Source organism: Butyrivibrio sp. MC2021 (assembly GCF_000621605.1).
Classification (GTDB): domain Bacteria; phylum Bacillota; class Clostridia; order Lachnospirales; family Lachnospiraceae; genus Butyrivibrio.
Map to the genome: position 1 here is coordinate 345,906 of NZ_JHXX01000003.1, position 17,255 is coordinate 363,160.

Below are 17,255 nucleotides of genomic sequence, written 5' to 3' on the forward strand. Positions count from 1 at the left end.
GTTCTATCTTTAGATAGAAATATTCTGCCAGACTTCCATCTCTCCAATACCTCTGTTGTTCCAAAAAGCATAGGGAACCGCTCTGATCTTCACAGGCTTCTTAGTAAATCTTGCCTCTCCGTAAAGGCTGCCATCTTCAATACCAACACTCTTAACCCTGTAGCCCTCATACTCTATCGCCGGTACTTCTCCCGGGAATTCTTCATAAGCTTTGCCCTTTAGCAGATTAGCATCAGTGTCCACGTAAATGTCAGATAAGTTCTGTCCATTGTCCGCCTCCTCCAGGCAATAGACCATAGGTCCATGCATTACAGCAACCTTACCTGCATCAGCCCTGACATTGTGGTCTGCTGCCACAAATTTTGGATGAACTCCCATATTAAGCTCGATTGTGTGTTTACCACCCTCAAGAGAAATTACGGCATAATTATTTTCAGCTTTATAGGAAAGCTTTTCACCATCAAGGGCTATCTCCATATCTTTGGCATAGGCCGGAACTCTTATCCTGATATCTGTAGCCTGCAGAGTAGAAATCCTGATATCTACTGTTCCATCTGTCAAAAGAGCTGACTTAAGCTCCACTAATATTTCCTGACCGGAATTATCCACCGAAAGGGTTGATGATATGAACTGATTAATGTAGATTCCCTTTTCATCACAAGCATATAAATACTGAGAAAGAGACGCCAGCGTTCTCGCAAGATTAGGAGGACAGCAGGCAACACTAAACCACTTCTGCCTGACAGGTTTAACGTGATCCATATAAGTATTCTCAGTGCAAAACTGCGGAATCATCTCTAATGGATTTACGTAAAAATATCTGTCCCCTTCAAGATTCATAGCTGCCAGAATAGTGTTGTACAATACTCTTTCAACTGTATCATAATAGCTTGCATTTTTCTTTAGGGCAGCCATCCTCTGTCCAAACATCATCATTCCCACAGAAGCACAAGTCTCACAATAATTTGTGCTGTTAGGCAGGTCGTAATCTGTGGTAAAGCACTCCAAAAATCCGCTGCTGCCAATTCCTCCTGTGATATACATTCTCTTGCCTACCATGTTATCCCACAGTCTGTCACAGGCTTTTTCCATCTCTTTATCCTGCTGCCATTTTGCCAGGTCTGCCATAGCACTGTACAGGTACATTGCCCTTACAGCATGACCTTCAGCCTCAGTTTGTTCTACCGGAGGCTTTTCTGCCTGTGCATACTTCATAGAATAGTTTCTAAACTCAGGAAAGAACTCAGGACCTTTTCTGCCATCAATCTCATTCTGCAAATAATTAGGTGCAGTTCCCCTCTGCCTGACAAAATAATCAGCCTGCTTTAAGTACTTGTCATCCCTGGTCCACCTATAAAGCTTGATCAAAGCCAACTCAATTTCTTCATGCCCCGGAACTCCGGGAATCTGTCCTTTCTTTGTTCCAAATACCCTGCAAATAAGGTCAGCATTCCTAATTGCAATTTGAAGAAATTTCTCCTTACCAGTGGCCAGTGCATAAGCAACCGCTGCCTCAATCATATGTCCTGAGGTATATAATTCGTGTCCCTCAACCAGGTTGGTCCATTTCTTTTCCGGAGCTGTTATCTGAAAGTAAGTATTTAAATATCCGTCTTTTTCCTGAGCCTTTTCTAAAATATCGATCACCTGATCAATTTTACCTTCAAACTGAGTCCCGCTACCTATTGCAATGCAATAGGCAGCTGACTCTATCCACTTATATAGATCAGTATCAAGAAAAACTACTCCTTGCCGTTCTCCCTCTTGTAGTCCGGCAGCTATACGGAAGTTTTTGATACATCCCGTAGGATCAGTTCCTTCCAGTTCATCATTTAGAGCTTTCCACTGATGAACCAGCATGACTTCACTTACTTTATTGATATAATGCCCGAATAAAGGATCAGTGACTTTTACCTGCTGAAGTTTCAATGGCCTTATTTCTTTTTCCATGCCCAATGCCCCTTCATATTTTTTAGTTAATAAGCACTCCGTTTTCATCAAAGGTGTACTTCTTAAACCATTTTGTAATAGTTCTGCCTATTACCATATGACCTTCTGAATCGAAATAATGTCTTCCATCTTCAAGGTCAACAAAGGAACTTACTACCATGCATCCCTTTTCATTAAAGTAGTACTTATCTCCTTCTACTTCATAAACTCTGCCAGTGACCTGAACGCCCTTTTCATCAAAATAATAGGTGCGTATCCACTTGGTCATAAATCCTGTGACCATTCGTCCCTCTGAGTCAAAATAGTATGTCTCTCCATCAATTGTTACGAACTGGCTTATAGCCATTGTTCCTTTTGGCTCCTTGAAGTAGCGATAAGAACCCTCTACCATCTGAAGGCCTGTGAGTTTTGTTCCATCCTCAGTAACCAGATAGTATGAACCATATTTTCTGATAAGTGTCGCCTTTACAGGCTCCTCTTTTTCCACATTTACTATCTGCCACTCATGAACACCTACTCCTGTGTAGTCATTTTCAAGTTTTGTAAATGTAGCACGGATGCCTTTTGTAGTGATGCTCTCAAATTCTGATACTGTAAAGTCATCAACAATCAGCTCTGCTGCAGATACAGTTGCAATCTTTTGCCATTTACCATCTTCATCAATAATCTCGTAGGTGATCTGAGAAGGATAATTGATTCCACCATTGTCAATCTCAGATCCGTCATACCACAGGTACATATTGGAGGTATTAAAGGTAACTTCTGTTGGCCAAAGATATGTTAAAGACTCTCTTGCAGAAGTATTTCCCCAGGTTCCCCAGTGACCATACCTGCTGTTGTAGGAATCTATTGGAAGATTACCGTCGTTAACTGCAGGAAGTGATTCCCAACTGGATGTATATGAGGCTGACAGCTGTGCGATAAATGCAAGGTTATCGCCCTCAACCTTGAGATTTGCAAATGCAGAAGCAATAGCTTCATCAGCTGCTCTTAGTTCTGTATCACTTGCACCTTCTTTCTTGAGGAGTTCTTCTGCAGCAGCTATAGCAGCTGTAAGACCATCAAAGCCTTCTATTACATGTGTCTTTTTTACCAGCTTATAAGCCTTGATATCATCTTTCAGTGCCTGCTTGGCCGCTGAAAGCGCATCTCCATATCCGTAAACCTTCCATTCGATAACGCCACTGCCAAGGTTCTGTGGATTCATGATCATCCTGATTGCTGTAGTCTTGACAGGATCAAATGTGGTCCTGTTATACTTGTTTAGCTCAACTCCAAGCCCCTCAACGCCTGTGAAATTCTTCCATGTTACTCCATCAGCATCAAGATAATAGTAATTAACTGATGCAGGATTGAAGTTTCCATTTCCATCTCTGAAATAATAAGCGTCAGTTCCTGTAAGTATCTGTTCCTCTTCCCAAGTGTACTGTACCCATGCCTGTGCGCCATTATTGCCGCCCCAGTTGTGCCAAGCGCCATGGCTTGTATCTCTACTGGAGGTTGGCTCGTAGCCGTCGTTAAGTGTCGGACATCCGCCCAGATCATTTCTATTCTCGTAAATAGCAGAAGGCACTGCATTTTCAGCCAGATTTACAAGGCTTCCATTTACAACCATTACTGTTAATGTGGCTGTTACATCATATCCTGCTACCTGGCCAGTTACTGTAAATACTCCAGCCTTGCTATATTTCTCAGGATCAATTTCAGCCCATGTAACATCTGCTTTTTCAAACAAGCCGTTTGAATAAAGAACCTGCACCTGTGTAGGCAGCTTAGGTGCCTTTCCTACTGGTGTGACCACATCTCCTGCTATTGCGGAAGTTATAGTAACTTCTTCACCGGTTCCAAAAATTTCAAGTGCTCTCTGAGAATCCAGTGCTACAGAATAGATTCTGAAATTATCTATAATTCCATCAAAGTATGGATCTGTCTGATTTGTTCCTCTTCCAATGTAATCTGACTGATTAGAGGAAAGCTGTCCCAGTGTAAGTGTGCAAGGCTCACTGAGCTTTTCATAGCCGTCCACGTAAACAACTGCTGTCTGTCCATCAAGTGTAAGTGCTACATTCTTCCAGAAATCCTTGGATATAGCCACTCCTGTCTTGTAGGCTGTTCCATTTATTGAAAGAACAAGTTCATTTCCATTTTCAAAAGAAATAGCAATCTTTTTGCCTGCATTATCATCAAGGCTAAATACCTTGGCCCCATTACCTTGAGATGCGTTGAGCTTAATATCAGCACTTATGGTGCTTTCATTAAGTCTCTTGAAAAGGCTCTCATCAAGTCTTACATAACCACTTGAATTGCTTCCGTTTACACTAAGCCCCTTAGTATCATCTTTTCCATTACCTGTAGCAAAGTTTCCAACTGCCTCGGCAGCCTTGCCTCCTTCAACTTCGTTTAATATCTTTTTGCCACTTATATTGTCAAAGGTATACTCTGCTATAAGCTCAGGAAGCTGATTATCATCTGTTACAGTAACCACTACGCTGTCTGACTCTCCTGTAGAAGCGGTAAGTGTAAACTCATAAGCGCCAGCCTTACTAAAGGTTACATAAGTGCTGAGATTATCAGGTGTTGCAAGAATTGCACTTCCATCCTCCGGAGATGCAGTAACAGTCCATGTTCCAGAAATCTTATTAGCTGCATTACTGCTATCTGTTATAGTTCCTGCAAGCTTTACTTCGTCATAGATATCAGCTGTGAAATCTTTACCTGCATTTACTACCACGCTGCCTTCAAAGGCTCCGGCTACTACCTGTACCTCCTGGAACTGAACACCTGAAAGTCTTACAGGCACTGTAACTTCTTCCTTTGAAGAAGTTACTACAAATCCGCACTGAGCTTCTCCATCAACCAGAAGTGTGTAGGCCCCTTCGTTTAAACCATAGAGAGTAACTTCTGAAGTGTGACCTGTTTCCTCGAGGTTTTTGATGGTAAAAGAAAGAGCGTCTTTGCTGTCACTTATGGTTGCGGTAGTATACTGATCTCTTTCAAGTTCAAGATATAATTCTTCATTTATTAGATTTAATTTTGTATAAAGACCATCGAGTGGTATTACTACATACTGACCGTTATTCTCAGATACTTCACAGCCATATCCAAAGAGTCCAAATATAGGATCCTCAGCCACGTCTGATGAAAGAATCTGTACAGCACCAAATAATCCCAGGTCAGCCTCTCCTGTCATCTGTCTCCAGCCATTATGGAGTTTTCCACCGCCAGTTCCCTGTCCGCCCAGATTACCCATCTCAGCCTGATAGGTCCAAGCTGCGGCACCAATGTTCTCAGAATCTGCATCTATCTGTCCTGAATTGATACAGGTCAGATTTCCAAGCTTGGCTGCATAGCTAAGTCTCTGAGCCTCTGCCTTTTCTTCATCAGAAAGGCCATTGTTCTGATAACGGATATAGTCATCCATACAGAAACCAACCAGGGACATCGAGTATTGGAACTGCCACCAGTTCTCACCGCAGTTAGTTACAGGAACACTGTACTCGTACCATATAGGCTGAGTTCCTCTGCAGGCTCTTGTCTTAAGATCAATAGCTGACAACATTCTCTCGGCATTAGTTGTATCTTTTCCTGCCTCAAGCTGCATCTTGGCAAGAACGTATACCGCTTCTTCACCAGTATTGTCATATGAGTACTCAGAACCATAAGGATATCTCTGACGCTTGAAGCTGTTATATTTTTCGTTCATTATTGCTTCTACATTACTTGCCTGAGTTTCAAAGCCTTCTGCTCTGAGAGCATCGATGATTGCCGGTGTTGTGCTCTCTCCCATTACACCAGTGCTCCAGTTATAGGCTACACCGTTTCCATAATACAGAGCGTATAGAATGTTATAGGCCCTTAAAAGATATGTATCAGGTGTTTCTTTATAGTCCACAAGATCTGGATACTTGCTGGCTATCTTGTACATCATGAAATAGGTGTTATAAATATGAGGGTAAGCATAGCCTCTATAAGTAGGTGATGCGTTTGGCTCATTCATTAGGAAATCATGTACCAGATAGTCATTATGATGTTCCTGCATGAGACCATTCCAAATAGCTTTATCAAGATATTCATCAAGAGCTTCTACTTCAGATGCCTTGGGCTGATATACATTCTTTTCAGCAAGGAACGTTCCATGGGTTAATCCCCAGTCATCTCCCCACCCCCAATAGCTCATGTTAAAGTAGTCACGCTCTACATTGTTTCTGGTAGTCTTCTGATCCATCATCCAGTCATCAAAGACTTTATCTCCGGTCTGCCCTGGAAGATCAAGCTGTGTCTTGTCAACCATGAAAGTTGAATGAGTTTCCAGCGCCCCATCTATGTCATCCATGATGTAGAACTGGAAGGTTGTCTTTTTATCCTGCCAGCTTACTGTAACATTATGGTGGCCAAGATCGTAAAACTTAAGATCATATACGTGATACTGCTCACCGTCTTTTTCTACCGTCTTTTCATAGGTCATTGTTGCATCGCCCTGATGAGGAAGAGTTGAACTTACGGTAGAAGCGTGCCCTGCAAAAAGATTAAGCTGATCCGGGCACTTTATATCTATAGAAATATCCTCTGGATCTATTGTTGTATGAAGGTACATTTTGGCCGGCATATTTCTTGCAAAAGTCATGCCTGGAACTGCTACCGCATCAATAATTCCTTCATTGTAAAGAGCTGATCCAAGAGACTCCTGATTTGGAACTGCACTGAAATTAAAGGTGTAATTCTTTTCCTCTCCCTGTCCAAGGGTAAGACTGGTATTAGGCAGGTATCCCCGGTTAGTCTTTTTGATGTTATCAGAATGAATGTAAAAGACATTAAGTCCGTTCTGCCATCCTGACTGATCCTGACACCACGCAGCTTCATAGCTTTCACGCTCATTAGTGCGCCAGTGATCCTGATACTCAAATCCTGCATCAGTACTCTGGTCTGGTGTCATCAGAAGGAATCTTCCCTCTCCGCTTGGCCTTGTTACATAAATGTAAGAACCATTCTGTCCCACAAAGCTGTGATCAACGGATCTTGTCTCATAAATCTGATCTCCTCTTGTCCAGAATTCATTGAAAGGAAGAGGAAGTCCCAGATCGCCTACGATAATATCATCGCCTGTGATGTTCTTTAATCTGATGTCCCACTTTAGCTTTTCACCTACCAGTTGATAGGTCTCAACAATAAGAAGATCATTTATTTCTTTTGCAGAAACGCTATCGTCCATTAAAGGATTGTAGACAACTGTAATCTTGTTCTGCTGATTGTCAACATAAATTCTGCGGATATTAGCAGAATTGGCAGTTCTCTCATCCCTGTATGATGTGTCATTTCCACTCTTGGTTGCCAGCATCAATTCTCCAAGCCATTCATGGCCTGACGTGTTCTGGGAAGGAGTGTTGCTCTCATTCATAACATAGTTGGTGTCATACTCATCTCCAACCAGCTTAAGAGTTGTGATCTGGCCGTGTTTGCCTACTGAAACCTGGAAGTATTCATTAGAAATTGTCCCACCGTTTTCTGATAGTTCGCCATCAAAGTTCTCGGCAAGTTCCCTTGCTCCAGGCACCTCCTGATCTGCAGAATTCTCAGTTGATGCACTGTCGGATGATGCTTCTGATGAAGCCTCTGATGATGCATTGCCTGACGCATTGTTTGACGCATTATCTTCAGCCTCCTCGGTTGATAAGTTACCTGCTGCCTCATTGGATGCATCCCCAGGTTCTTCTGTTGTCTCTTGTGATGATTCTTTGGATGATTCGTCAGATTGTCTGTCTGTCGATCCTACAGATAATTCTTCAGATGCCTCATCAGCTGCGCTTGCCATCGTGGTCAGATTCCCCTGATCCGTAGCCATTGCCCCGATAGACATCTGTGACACAAGCATTCCAGCTGAAAGGATTGCTGCAAGGCATTTTGCGCCACGTTTTTTACCCACACCAACTTTTGCCCCCATTTTTTTCCTCCTTCTAGTTGTGTGCAAAGTTAACGTTTTCCCTTTTCATATATAAAGCTGTAGCCCTCGCTACAACTCATGATATTCTTTTAACTCATCCCCAATTTCATTTAAGGTAAACGTTTACCTTAATTTGGATTTTATATTGTTGCATTATATATGTAAATAGCAATTTTCAATAATATTGCGAGCAATTTTTTGGTTGTTTTTTATTAAGAAAACGTTTACCATTATCTTGTAATTAGTATTTTGGAAGTGAGGACGAACTGTGTCTAATATGAAAGACATCGCCAAAAAAGCCCAGGTATCTGTCGCAACAGTATCCAAGGTTTTAAATGGCACCGGAAATATAAGTGAAGAGACCACCAGGAAAATTCTGGAAATTGCTGAGGAGCTTAATTATCATCCCAACCTCTATGCCAGAAATCTAAAAACCGGTTACAGCAGGACAATTGGGATCCTTGCAGAGGACCTTACCGTATTCAACACTCCTCCAATAATAGACGGCATCGGAGCCTGTTGTGAAGAGAAGGGTTATCGTTATCTCTTGGAAAATCTTCGCATAAACACTCTTGGTATTGATCCTGACAATGACAAGGATAGATACTCAGAAATCAAAGACAATGCAGTTTCACACATGAGTTCCATGCAGGTTGATGGAATTATTTATCTTGGCTGCCATTCTCACAGAGTAGTACCAAGCATATTTGAAATCAATATTCCTTTCGTATGCGCTTACTGCATTTCTCCATCCCTTGCGATTCCTTCTGTTTTGTATGATGATCAGCACGCCGCCTATGAAGCAGTTTCTCTTCTGATCAAAAAAGGGCACAAAAAAATAGCCACCATAACCGGCAAAGTAAACAGTGTTCACACCAGATGGCGACTAACAGGTTATCAGGAATCCTTATATGATCATAACATCCCCTACAATCCCGGGTATGTAGTAAATGGTGATTGGTCAAGAGACAGTGGCTACAACGCCACCAAGAAACTTATCAAGCAGCATGTGACTGCTATTTTTTCCCATAACGATGAAATGGCCATGGGCGTAATAGATGCCTGCAATGATGCCGGGATTCAGGTTGGCAAGGATATTGCACTTATTGGCTTTGATAACAGGGAATTATCAACAGTGTGTCGTCCAACACTCACAACTGTTGAACCCCCTCTTTTTGATATCGGCTACAAATCAGCCGAAGGCTTGATTTCAAAAATTGAACATAAAGAAGACATTCTGCGAGGCGAAGTGCGACTTCCTTGCAGGATAATAGAAAGAGATTCTACCTGATTGGTAGAATCTCCTTTTTTCACTCCGCTCTTCCTACTACTTCCGCATTTTTACCTTATCTTTTCTTATAAAGAACAAGTTCTGGATTTGCACCCTCTGCCTCATATGTGCATACCATTATAAAATCCATATTTGCAAGAATCCCGAAACATCTGTCTCCACCAAACTCTGACTCAAGCTGGTTACCAAGATATGTAACATTGTCGTCCAAAAATTTAACCTTGGCTCCGTTTGGTAATGGATATTCAAGATTAACATAGCTGCCTACCAGAGCATTAAGCTTTTCAACCCTGGGCATTCCTTCAATATGGAGTTCATTAATCTCATTTATCAGCTGTTTCTTGAAGGCTTCAAACTGTCCATCATCACTTAGTTCTTCGTATCTTTTCCAATAGTCCAGTTTGGGGAGTTCCTGTTTCAAATACTCACGAGCCTGATTCTCAGTGAAGTTCTCATTAACCATGTTAGGAATACATACTTCAATAAGGTTATCCATATCGCTGTATGTATATGTTCCATCGGCATAGCACCATTTACAGTAATCCTCATTAAAAGATCCGTCTTTGTTTCTTCCAATGATTGAATCTTCCAGTGGCATGCCACAACACTGACAGATCAGCTTATGCGGTGAACCTAGCAATGTGTTTATTGAAACATTATAAAGGTTAGATAACAGTTTTAATGTCTCAGTATTCGGAACCGTATCACCATTTTCCCAACGCGAAACTGCCTGGCGGGTCACAAAGACCTTTTCAGCCAGATCATCCTGAGACAGATTATTCTTTGTTCTTAGCTCAAGTAAAACGTCTTTCGTATTCATGTGAATCCCTCCTCTACTATTATTCTAATACAGAGATATTCATAATACACGCAACTCTCTGTTGCTCCTATTTTCATATTAGATCACGCAGAGGAAGTAAATTTTTTGCCACCTCAATAGAGCGCCTCACCGTTTCCAGATATGCATCTGAAACAAGACTATTAAAATCTGCTATGTTCAAATTTTCATCCAAATGAATAGTGTAATATATTCCTGCTTTCTTAGCCAATTCAGATAGATAGTCAGTCTGTTCCAGGCACTGGACCTGATACTCTGGAAAGTTCATATTTAATTCTATGAAATTAAGCCCCAGATTGTTGCAAAGATTTATATTTTCCTCAAGCGTATGGTTCTCAACAAGTGTTGGCATCCCAAACTGCATCATTCATCCCCCATGGTCAATTCTACTGATAATTATGCTATCTTAATTCCATCTCATCATTCATTTTTACAAAGCCATACTTCTCATAAAGAGGTCTTCCCATGTCAGTAGCCTCCAGCGATATAGCTGTAATACCTCTGTTCTTAGCATCCTGTACAAGAAGATCTAACATCTTATATGCTATCCCCTGTCTGCGATAGCCAGGAGCAGTATACATATTCATAACGTAAGCTTTTTCTCCACTTGGATTGTGATATGTAGGCATTATCCTGTAATAACTCAATCCGCCGGCACCTATAAATTTGTCCTCGTCAAACACCAGATATGCTATATGTGAGCCATCAGACATAGCTTTAGAATAATAATCCCTGGATTGCCGCTCAACATCTGACATATCAATGCTTGCATCAAGCCTATTTGCTGCCCTCAAAACTTCTATTCTTGTGGTGACAAGTATATCCAGATCTTCTATTGTTGCCTTTCTGAAATTCATTTATTTACCCGCCTCAGAATTGATCTCATCAACTATATTTGCTGGTTTTATGGTCATCTCGACCCATGCCGGAACAAATCCACTCTTCACTGCATTTCTCGCCGATCTGATATTAGACCATGCAGAACAGTAGAATGGCACTTTCCCTCTTTTAAGTATTTCTTTTGCCAACCTGCTTGTAAGTGCAGATGCTATCCCCTTTTGTCTGTAATCAGGAAGAACATCTACCCCTATCTGCCACATGTCATCACAATCAGCTGAACATGCAGCAAATCCTACCAGATTATCCCTATCATAAGCACCAACTCCAAGAACATCCAAATTTTTACGATCACTGCATAGCGCATTACTCCACTCAGGTAGATATAAGTCCTTAAAGTCATCCTGTTCAAGTATTCTTGTTTCATATAAGCATTGTTTATTGGGAATCCTCTCCACATCAGGAAGATAATACTCTGCCATAAAACATATCTTGTACCCACGCTCCGAGAGGCGTTCCTCAAGCCAGTGCATATTTGGAGTCTCAAAAAGATGGTAGAACTCATATTTTTCTATGTATTCAGAAACCAGATCTTCCACTTCGCCCATTGTGGCAGCTACAACATTATTACCATAAGAAACAAAGTTACAGGTGATTGGTTCTTTATAATACCTGCGTGCCTTTTCTCCTAAGCAAAACTTACATATTATATTTTTCTCAGAAAAAAAATCCTCTGCTTTACATCCTATATCTTCAGCGGATTGTCTTATTGCGATTTCTTTAATCTCTTTATTTGTCAGCATTTTCATATTCGAATACGTTTCTCTCCATAATCTACCGTTCTTTATTAAAGCTTCATATAGTCCTCACGAAGCAAACCATACATACACGCATCTACTATTCCCTTGTTACTCCAATCCGCCTGACGAAGTGTACCTTCATATTTCAGTCCACATTTCTTCATCACTGCCCCTGAGTTTGGATTATTTGGATCGTGCTGGGATTCGATACGATTTACATTAACTTCATTGAAGAAAAATGGAATAATGGCAGAAAAAGCTTCACTTGTAATACCCATATGCCACCATTTACTTCCTATACAATAGCCGATATGCACTTTATCTGTTTTTTCATCCTGATCAACAACAGATATACTCCCGATTGGTTCATTAAGTGATTTCAAAACAATAGCCCACTGATAGTATGTTGGATCAGCATATTGTTGTACCCATTCGTGTATGATTCTCTTTGTATCCTCTACATCGTGATAAGTTGGCCATCTCAAAAATTCTGTTACTCTCTCATCACTTTCCCAGTTATTAAATGCAGCCTGAGCATCTTCATCTATAAACGGACGAAGAATAAGCTTTTCAGTTTCGATCACTACTGTTCCTTTATGGTTCATGTTTACCTCTCCAAACTGCCGATTTGCAGATGTTTTATCCGCAATCTGTCATTTCTCAGTATTACAGTTCTGCCAAGTTTATCCTTAATAGAAATTTCCCCAAATTCCATAATTGCCCTCCAGCAAAAACATATTTTTACTATAACAGAAAAAGAGCCATTTAACAGTGAATTATCCTGTCAAACGGCAATTTTTCTGACATATTGAACTTGCTCTCATAAGCTGATGCCCGGTTCCATAGCATAGGCATCCGATGATTCCACAAATAAGTCCCCTTATATTCTTTGTCTTTTTAAACATTTACAAATCCTTGAGCTTATTAAGTTTTCCTAATAATTCACTATTCAATTCTTCTGTATAATTCTTGTTGTCCATCAAAAAACCTTCTTACTTCTTATAATCATCTAAAAAGTTGTGTCTTACGCCATCTTGCTTGTATTCAATGACACTGTTTAAGTTTACGTTTTCTACGCTCTTGAAAATGTTTGATTCAACGTAAGGGTTGCTCTTCTTTAGCTGAGCTATGAGCTTCTTGGTCTCAAGCCTCTTTGAAGATGTGGTTCCATCCTCGTGGCAGGTTGAGCAGGTCTCTGTAAAGTGACACGCGCACTGAAGAAAATGCAGGTCGTTATAGTCACGCCACGCACAAATATCTTTTTCCCTCACGAAATAAAGGGGCCTTATGAGCTCCATTCCCTCGAAGTTAGTGCTGTGAAGCTTGGGCATCATGGTCTGGAACTGACCGCCATGGAGCATTCCCATAAGGATAGTTTCAATAACGTCGTCGTAGTGGTGTCCAAGGGCAATCTTGTTGCATCCAAGTTCCTTGGCCTTGCTGTAAAGATAGCCCCTTCGCATTCTTGCACAGATGTAGCAGGGGCTCTTTTCGATAGTGTCCACAGCATCGAAAATTGTGCTCTCAAAAATTGTAACAGGAATACCGAGAGCCTTAGCATTGCTCTCAATAAGTGCCCTGTTATCTGAGTTGTACCCAGGATCCATTACCAGGAAAGTCAGCTCAAAATTGCACTGTCTGTGCTTTTGGATCTCCTGAAAGAGCTTGGCCATGAGCATAGAGTCTTTTCCGCCAGAAATGCATACTGCAATGTTGTCGCCCTCTTCTATCAGGTGGTACATCTTGCAGGCCTTTGCAAAGGGAGAAAAGAGCGTCTTGTGGAACTTCTTTCTGATGCTCAGCTCCGCTTTTTCTCTTCGCTCATCCAGATCGCCCATATCAGAGATCTGCGCGCAAATAAAGCCTGTATAGCCTCCCTGAAGGCTGTAACAGTCCCTACCCTCTAAAACCCCGCCTTCATCAAGAACGGAGGTCTTACGGCCAAAACTACAGTAAAATATCAGCTTCTTCTCCATTGGTAATTCTGATATCATCGCAGTCGCCAGTTCAGGATCTGCTTCTAACGGGATCGCTATTGCCCCTGGCATCATTCCATATGTCCTTGGGCCTTCATCTCTTATATCGATAAGCTCATAATCGTCTCTATTTAATTTCTTAAGTTCTTCTAATGTTATTTCTTTCATGTTACCTGTTCCTAATTTTTTTTGCTAGTATTCTACATTAAAATTGGCAAACAGACAACGTTAGTTATTTATATAAAGAAGCATCCGCAAAAGAACTAACATCATTCGCAAGTTTACTGGCCTTTGTTGGAAGCCCCACTATAAACCTCGCTAATTTACTGCGTAAATTGCTTATTCCTCATATTTGTTCGGGTCATAAAGTCAAAATGCTTAACATGCAAGCATGTACGCATTTTTGACTTTTGACACCCATATCATATTACTTTCCATTAGTACCACATCCCCTAGGCCACGGCTTCCATCTCCTCGTTAATCATGTCCTCACTTTCAGCCATAGCCTTAAGTGTCATTTCAAGAAGCTTATCCAGTTCCCAGCCAAGCTGCTGCGCTCCGCGCTCAATCACTTCCCTTGAGCACCCGGCAGCAAAGCCTTTGCTCTTATACTTTTTCTTAAGAGACTTAAGTTCCATGTCCTTGGTGCTCTTGGACGGTCTCATGAGAGCTGCAGCCCACACAAGCCCTGTCAGTTCATCAGCTGCAAAGAGGACTTTTTCCATCTCGTGAATGGGCTCAACATCAATGGTTACACCGCATCCAACAGTGATGCCATAGCCATGCGAACAAACTGCATGAATAATATCCTCGCTGACTCCGCCTTCTCTTAATAGCTCCGGTGCCTTTAGACAATGCTCTTCCGGATATAATTCAAAATCAATATCATGAAGGAGTCCGACAATTCCCCAATACTCAGCATCATCAGCATACCCAAGCTCTTTTGCATACCACTTCATTACAGCCTCCACTGTCAGCGAATGCTGGATATGAAATGGATCCTTGTTATACTTTTTCAGTAATTCAAATGCTTCATCTCTTTTAATCATACTTGTCCTCCTCATACATTTAATTCCGATTGAACTAAGTCGCTGCGCGACGGCCTGCCAAGGCTATGGCGCAGCGTTTTCTTTTACTCAAAAAGCAGTAGATAGTGAAGCTATGATGATGTATGTTTAAGTTACCACACCAAAACAAAACATTGTCAAAACCACTACTACTGCCATGAAAAGCGTATCATTTATCATTACTTCATACAAGCATTTTTATTGGGGACGTCCGCCTCCATGGTTAGGGTAACTATCTGAATACTACTAACTATGGAGGTTTTCTATGTACGAAGAAATACTACAAAAAATTGAAAAGGAATGCGAAATTAGAAATCTTTCGCCAAGGACATGCTTTATCTATAAGTTTCATACTACCAAGTTCCTGGAATGGGCGGGAGAAAAGCCTATTTCAGAACTCTCTCTTTATGATGTCCGTAATTACATTCTGGAGCGCAGGGACGACGGGGCAACACCAGGGTATTGCAATTGCATGTGTTCAGCTTTGTCATTCTTTTATAAGCATATGCTACATATCCCATGGGATCTGGATATAGTTCCACGTATGAAAGTTGACTGGACATTGCCACAAACACTTTCACTAGAACAGATAGAAAAGCTTATTGACACTGCCCAGAACATCAGAAACAAAGCTATAATCGCTCTTGTCTATTCTTCAGGCTTGAGAGCTGGTGAGGTCGTAAGGCTCGCACCGGGCGATATCTATATGAGCACAATGCAGGTTCATATCCGCAACAGTAAGAACAGAGGAGATCACTGGACTATTCTTTCTGACAGGACGCTTGAACTGCTTAAGCAGTATTGGCATGCCAATCCCGAGCCTCGTGATATCCTGTTTGTCTCATTGAGAAGACCACACAGACCTCTCAAAGTCGGCGGAGTTGAAGCTATGGTGAAGAGGGTAGGTAAAGATGCAGGAATCAAGCTTCACCCACACACTCTGCGCCATTCCTTCGCTACGCATCTGATTGAGAATCATACTGACAGAGAGTATGTACAGGCAATGCTTGGTCACAGATCTCCGAATTCCACCCAGGTATATATCCATGTTTCAAACAAAGCAATCATGGGTGTTAAGAGCCCCTTGGATCATCCAAAGAAAAAGAAGGGCAAGAGAAAGAAGAAGGAAGACTGACATGGACAGCATTACTATTCAGGATGTTTTCGAGCAGTTTCTTCCCATGGTTGCTGATAGAACATTTTCAGATGAGCAGTTCAGGGCAATCCAGTGTATAAGGTCCTGTCGCACAGCAGAAATGGGTGCACATGTAAGTGAGTGTGAATCCTGTCATTCTAAGTTTATACATTACAACTCCTGCAAGAACAGGCATTGTCCCATGTGTCAGGCCATGGAGGTTGATGAATGGATAGACCTAAGACGCGAAGATGTCCTTGATGCTCCTTACTTTCATACGGTATTTACAGTTCCGGGGCTTTTGTATCCCTTAATCTATGCCAATCAGAAGCTTCTTTATGATGCGCTCTATCATGCTGCTAACAAGACGCTGGCAGAGCTTTCTCAGGATACCAAGCACTTCGGAGCAAAAATAGGCTATATCTGCATTCTTCACACATGGGGATCCAAGCTTAATTATCACCCGCATATTCATACGATAGTTCTGGGTGGTGGCCTTGATGACAAGAATCACTGGAAGGACAAGGGAAACAAGTTCTTTCTACCAGTGAAGGTTATGTCTGCAGTCTTCAAAAGGCACTATCTTGATGAAATGAAATGTCTCCACGAGTCAGAAAGACTGTCTTATACAGGTGGTGCGGAAAAGCTTAGGAATACATATGAGTTCAAAAGTCTTCTTGATAAGCTCTACGCTATGGACTGGGTTGTGTATTCCAAAAGAACATTTAAGGGAGCTCAGGAAGTCTTTAAATACCTGGGTAAATATACTCACAGGATTGCAATTAGTAACAGGCGTATTCTGAGCATGGATTCTGAGAATGTAACCTTCGCGGCAAAGGACTACCGTGTAGATGGCAAGTACAGGCCTATGACTATCTCAGGAGAAAAGTTTGTGTCTCGCTTTCTGCTGCACATACTCCCAAAAGGATTTATAAGAATACGCTACTATGGGTTACTTGCCTGCAGATGCAAAGCACAGAAAATGACTCTATGCAGGAATCTTCTTGGATGCGAGCAGTATCTTTCCAAGCTCAGAGGCAAGACAACTGCCGAGAAGATCAAGATTCTGTATAACCGTGATATTTGTAAGTGCGCCAAATGTGGTGAACCTCTAATCACCTTTCGCATAGATGGCAGATATATGCTTTGTTGAATGCCTGGATCTTATACTGCAAACCAAGCCTTTTCACGAAGGCTTTTTTGTCGTGGAATAAAGACTGCATTTGAGTTTTAAGGGTGTTTAAAACCATGAGATAATGGTAAGATTTGATTAGATGGTGGCAGATTGAAATTCCACAGCCACCCGGACGCGACTTAGTTCACTTAGATAAAAATCGGTCTGAAGCCCAAACAAAAGGACAGATTTTGAATACATGAAGTCTGTTTTTTTGTTTGGTCTTACACCGATTGTTTACGTAGCAAT

The 17,255-nt window shown here is 41.5% G+C and carries 12 protein-coding genes; 3 read left to right on the forward strand and 9 right to left on the reverse strand.

The window, feature by feature from the left end:
* Positions 1-9 precede the first annotated feature (9 nt).
* Both T359_RS0109555 and T359_RS19945 read right to left on the reverse strand, forming a co-directional pair.
* Positions 10-1,950, reverse strand: coding sequence for a glycoside hydrolase family 127 protein (locus T359_RS0109555; protein WP_035784103.1), 1,941 nt, complete (start codon positions 1,948-1,950; stop codon positions 10-12).
* A 22-nt stretch (positions 1,951-1,972) separates the two neighbouring features.
* On the reverse strand, positions 1,973-7,888 hold the full coding sequence (locus T359_RS19945; RefSeq protein WP_051545208.1) for a DUF5695 domain-containing protein: 5,916 nt from the start codon (positions 7,886-7,888) through the stop codon (positions 1,973-1,975).
* Positions 7,889-8,165: 277 nt separating this feature from the next.
* Here T359_RS19945 and T359_RS0109565 point away from each other — a divergent pair, with 277 nt between their 5' ends.
* Positions 8,166-9,179: a LacI family DNA-binding transcriptional regulator gene (locus T359_RS0109565; RefSeq protein WP_242839075.1), complete on the forward strand. Its 1,014-nt coding sequence runs from the start codon at positions 8,166-8,168 to the stop codon at positions 9,177-9,179.
* Between the two features lie 55 nt (positions 9,180-9,234).
* On the opposite strand, the gene T359_RS0109570 is transcribed toward T359_RS0109565, so the two are convergent.
* The 7 genes from T359_RS0109570 to T359_RS0109605 all read right to left on the reverse strand — a co-directional run bounded on the left by T359_RS0109570 (position 9,235) and on the right by T359_RS0109605 (position 14,679).
* The gene (locus tag T359_RS0109570) at positions 9,235-9,999 is read right to left on the reverse strand and encodes a zinc ribbon domain-containing protein (protein WP_026517282.1); all 765 of its coding nucleotides are present in this window, start codon (positions 9,997-9,999) and stop codon (positions 9,235-9,237) included.
* A 73-nt stretch (positions 10,000-10,072) separates the two neighbouring features.
* On the reverse strand, positions 10,073-10,384 hold the full coding sequence (locus T359_RS0109575; RefSeq protein ID WP_197027085.1) for a hypothetical protein: 312 nt from the start codon (positions 10,382-10,384) through the stop codon (positions 10,073-10,075).
* Positions 10,385-10,418: 34 nt separating this feature from the next.
* On the reverse strand, positions 10,419-10,874 hold the full coding sequence (locus T359_RS0109580) for a GNAT family N-acetyltransferase (protein WP_026517284.1): 456 nt from the start codon (positions 10,872-10,874) through the stop codon (positions 10,419-10,421).
* The gene (locus tag T359_RS0109585; protein ID WP_330370178.1) at positions 10,875-11,663 is read right to left on the reverse strand and encodes a GNAT family N-acetyltransferase; all 789 of its coding nucleotides are present in this window, start codon (positions 11,661-11,663) and stop codon (positions 10,875-10,877) included.
* A 38-nt stretch (positions 11,664-11,701) separates the two neighbouring features.
* Positions 11,702-12,259: a GNAT family N-acetyltransferase gene (locus tag T359_RS0109590; protein ID WP_026517286.1), complete on the reverse strand. Its 558-nt coding sequence runs from the start codon at positions 12,257-12,259 to the stop codon at positions 11,702-11,704.
* A 387-nt stretch (positions 12,260-12,646) separates the two neighbouring features.
* On the reverse strand, positions 12,647-13,798 hold the full coding sequence (locus T359_RS0109600) for an ATP-binding protein (protein ID WP_026517287.1): 1,152 nt from the start codon (positions 13,796-13,798) through the stop codon (positions 12,647-12,649).
* A gap of 284 nt (positions 13,799-14,082) precedes the next feature.
* Complete coding sequence (locus T359_RS0109605) at positions 14,083-14,679, reverse strand: HD domain-containing protein (protein WP_026517288.1); 597 nt, start codon at positions 14,677-14,679, stop codon at positions 14,083-14,085.
* 283 nt (positions 14,680-14,962) lie between these two features.
* On the opposite strand from T359_RS0109605, the gene T359_RS0109610 reads away from it, so the two are divergent.
* Both T359_RS0109610 and T359_RS0109615 read left to right on the forward strand, forming a co-directional pair.
* Entirely contained in the window at positions 14,963-15,832 is an 870-nt protein-coding gene (locus T359_RS0109610) for a tyrosine-type recombinase/integrase (protein WP_026517289.1), read from the forward strand.
* A gap of 1 nt (position 15,833) precedes the next feature.
* Positions 15,834-16,985: an IS91 family transposase gene (locus T359_RS0109615; protein ID WP_026517290.1), complete on the forward strand. Its 1,152-nt coding sequence runs from the start codon at positions 15,834-15,836 to the stop codon at positions 16,983-16,985.
* Positions 16,986-17,255: the final 270 nt, after the last annotated feature.

Bases quoted from the DNA above. Each gene is read 5' to 3' on its own strand.
- T359_RS0109555 (WP_035784103.1), bottom strand. From the start codon at position 1,950: ATGGAAAAAGAAATAAGGCCATTGAAACTTCAGCAGGTAAAAGTCACT.
- T359_RS19945 (WP_051545208.1), bottom strand. From the start codon at position 7,888: ATGGGGGCAAAAGTTGGTGTGGGTAAAAAACGTGGCGCAAAATGCCTT.
- T359_RS0109565 (WP_242839075.1), top strand. From the start codon at position 8,166: ATGAAAGACATCGCCAAAAAAGCCCAGGTATCTGTCGCAACAGTATCC.
- T359_RS0109570 (WP_026517282.1), bottom strand. From the start codon at position 9,999: ATGAATACGAAAGACGTTTTACTTGAGCTAAGAACAAAGAATAATCTG.
- T359_RS0109575 (WP_197027085.1), bottom strand. From the start codon at position 10,384: ATGATGCAGTTTGGGATGCCAACACTTGTTGAGAACCATACGCTTGAG.
- T359_RS0109580 (WP_026517284.1), bottom strand. From the start codon at position 10,874: ATGAATTTCAGAAAGGCAACAATAGAAGATCTGGATATACTTGTCACC.
- T359_RS0109585 (WP_330370178.1), bottom strand. From the start codon at position 11,663: ATGAAAATGCTGACAAATAAAGAGATTAAAGAAATCGCAATAAGACAA.
- T359_RS0109590 (WP_026517286.1), bottom strand. From the start codon at position 12,259: ATGAACCATAAAGGAACAGTAGTGATCGAAACTGAAAAGCTTATTCTT.
- T359_RS0109600 (WP_026517287.1), bottom strand. From the start codon at position 13,798: ATGAAAGAAATAACATTAGAAGAACTTAAGAAATTAAATAGAGACGAT.
- T359_RS0109605 (WP_026517288.1), bottom strand. From the start codon at position 14,679: ATGATTAAAAGAGATGAAGCATTTGAATTACTGAAAAAGTATAACAAG.
- T359_RS0109610 (WP_026517289.1), top strand. From the start codon at position 14,963: ATGTACGAAGAAATACTACAAAAAATTGAAAAGGAATGCGAAATTAGA.
- T359_RS0109615 (WP_026517290.1), top strand. From the start codon at position 15,834: ATGGACAGCATTACTATTCAGGATGTTTTCGAGCAGTTTCTTCCCATG.